Raw genomic sequence first — 2502 nt, forward strand, 5'->3', positions numbered from 1 at the left:
CCTTGAACGCACGCGCGGAACCGGAAACGCGCTTGTTGGCGCGGTGCATCAGGTGCCAGGCGCGCACAATGGGAAAGTCTTCGACATCGAGAACCGCCAGGCGGCGCGTTTCCAGTTCCAGCTCAACGGTATGCAGGGACAAAACGCTCAACCCCATGCCGACTTGCACCGCCTGTTTGATCGCTTCATTGGTATTCATCTCGGTGCCGACTTCGAAATCGATGTCGTGCTCCTGAAAAAACCGCTCCATCGCCGCCCGCGTTCCCGACCCCTGCTCGCGCATGAGAAAAGTCAGTCCGCGCAATCGCTCGAGCGGAATCTTGCGCTGGCTGGCGAGCGGATGATCGGGGGCGGCGATCACGACGAGCGGGTTGGCCATGAAGGTTTCGGCGTAAATGTCCATGCCTTCGGGCGGGCGGCCCATGATCGCGAGATCGGTTGAATTGTCTTCGAGATGCTTGATCACGGCTTCGCGGTTAACGACGTTGAGGCTGACTGTGATGCCCGTATAGCGCTTGCAGAATTGGGCGAGCAATTGCGGCGCGAAATAATTCGCGGTTCCGACGACGGAGATCGTCAGCTTGCCGCGCTCCAGCCCTTTGAGTTCGTCGATCACCGCCTCGGCCTCGAGCAATTGCTGGGCGATGGTGCGGCTGTAATGTAATATCTCGCGGCCGGCTTCGGTCAGGAAAATGCGCTTTCCCATCTGCTCGAACAGCGGCAAACCGATGGTTTCTTCCAGTTGTTTGATTTGCATCGAAACCGCCGGCTGGGTCAAGTGCAAAGATTCGGCGGCGCGCGAGAAACTCAAATGGTTCGCTACCGCTGCGAACACGCGTAGTTGCCGCAGTGTCAGGTGATACATCGTCGCGCTCGTTTCATACGAAAATCTTATCATAACTATCAGATTGGGTTACACGGCTTTATGGTCGCCGGGGCGCCCGGGCCCGACGAGGATTTCTCCGCGTTACAATGTCGCATCCATTCAAGGTGAAAGAGCATGGCGCAAGCTTCGATAGGTATCGTGATGGGCAGTCAAAGCGACTGGGAAGTGATGCAGCAGGCCGCAAAGCAGTTGCAGGATTTCGGCGTCAGTTTCGAGGCGAAAGTATTGTCCGCCCACCGCACGCCCGACCTGCTCGAAGACTGGATCAGGACGTCAATCGCCGGCGGCGCGAAATGTTTTATCGCCGGGGCCGGCGGCGCCGCGCATCTGGCGGGTGTCATCGCCGCCAAGACCACGCTGCCCGTGCTCGGCGTGCCGATGCCGTCCAAATATCTGCAAGGGCTCGATTCGCTGCTATCGATCGTGCAGATGCCGAAGGGCATTCCGGTCGCGACTTTCGCCATCGGCGAGGCGGGCGCGGCCAACGCCGCACTGTTCGCCATCGCCATGCTGGCCATGACCGATGTCAAACTTGCCGAGCGCCTGCAGGCGTTTCGCGACAAGCAGGTGGAGTCGATCAAGGGCGCGTTGTTGCCCGCGGCTTAAGGTCGCCCCTTTCCCCGCGCGTCGCGTGGCATCCGCTTGATTCATCGTTACGTATTCCAGCTATGACGCGTCCACTATCCCTGCTCGAATCCAGTCTCGAAAGCCTCAAGTTTCTCCACCGCGGCAAGGTCCGCGATCTTTATGCCGTCGGCGACGACAAACTGCTCGTGATCCAGACTGACCGTTTGTCGGCATTCGACGTGATCCTGCCGACGCCCGTGCCCGACAAGGGGCGCGTGCTGACCGCATTGTCGAATTTCTGGTTCGGCAAGCTTGCTCATGTCATACCGAATCACCTGACCGGCATCGCGCCGGAAAGCGTGGTCGCGCAAAACGAATGCGACCAGGTCGCCGGCCGCTCGTTCGTCGTGCGCAGATTGAAGCCGCTGCCGATCGAGGCGATCGTGCGCGGTTACGTCGTCGGATCTGGCTGGAAGGATTATCAGAAGACCGGCGCAATTTGCGGCATCGCGCTGCCCGCCGGCCTCAAGGAGGCGAGCAAGCTGCCGAAGCCTGTTTTCACGCCCTCGACCAAGGCGCCGATGGGTGCGCACGACGAAAACATTCCTTTTGCCGAGGCCGAAAAGCTGCTCGGCAGCGAGCGCGCGCACGAAGTCAGCAGCGCAGCGCTCGCGCTATACACGCAGGCCGCCGATTACGCCGCGGAAAAAGGCATCATCATTGCCGATACCAAGTTCGAATTCGGGCTCGATGATGGCGGCAAGCTGTATCTGATCGACGAAGCGTTGACGCCCGATTCGTCGCGCTTCTGGCCGGTCGACCAATATCGGCCCGGTATCAGCCCGCCCAGTTTCGACAAGCAGTTCGTGCGCGACTGGCTGGAGGCGCAAGGCTGGAACAAGAAACCTCCGGCGCCCGAATTGCCTGTCGACGTCGCCAAAAAAACCGGCGACAAATACCGTGAAGCGCTGCGCCTTTTGACCGGGCAAGCGTTGTAGGACCACCAACTTGACGACTCTCGATATCAGCAAAAGCGGCATCTCTTTCCC

At 59.9% G+C, this 2502-nt stretch carries 3 protein-coding genes; 2 read left to right on the forward strand and 1 reads right to left on the reverse strand.

Features of this window, described 5'->3' with window-relative positions:
- Positions 1–865, reverse strand: an 865-nt coding sequence (locus H0V78_14375) for a LysR family transcriptional regulator (GenBank protein ID MBA2352920.1), incomplete at its 3' end; no start/stop codon positions are given.
- A 135-nt stretch (positions 866–1000) separates the two neighbouring features.
- Between H0V78_14375 and purE the strand changes: the two genes are divergently transcribed.
- Together purE and H0V78_14385 are read left to right on the forward strand one after the other, a co-directional pair.
- The gene (gene purE, locus H0V78_14380; GenBank protein ID MBA2352921.1) at positions 1001–1492 is read left to right on the forward strand and encodes a 5-(carboxyamino)imidazole ribonucleotide mutase; all 492 of its coding nucleotides are present in this window, start codon (positions 1001–1003) and stop codon (positions 1490–1492) included.
- 62 nt (positions 1493–1554) lie between these two features.
- Positions 1555–2451: a phosphoribosylaminoimidazolesuccinocarboxamide synthase gene (locus tag H0V78_14385; protein MBA2352922.1), complete on the forward strand. Its 897-nt coding sequence runs from the start codon at positions 1555–1557 to the stop codon at positions 2449–2451.
- Positions 2452–2502: the final 51 nt, after the last annotated feature.

The organism is Burkholderiales bacterium (genome assembly GCA_013695435.1).
GTDB lineage: Bacteria > Pseudomonadota > Gammaproteobacteria > Burkholderiales > JACMKV01 > JACMKV01.

Coding starts and splice junctions, on each gene's coding strand:
- purE (MBA2352921.1), top strand. CDS start 1,001: ATGGCGCAAGCTTCGATAGGTATCGTGATGGGCAGTCAAAGCGACTGG.
- H0V78_14385 (MBA2352922.1), top strand. CDS start 1,555: ATGACGCGTCCACTATCCCTGCTCGAATCCAGTCTCGAAAGCCTCAAG.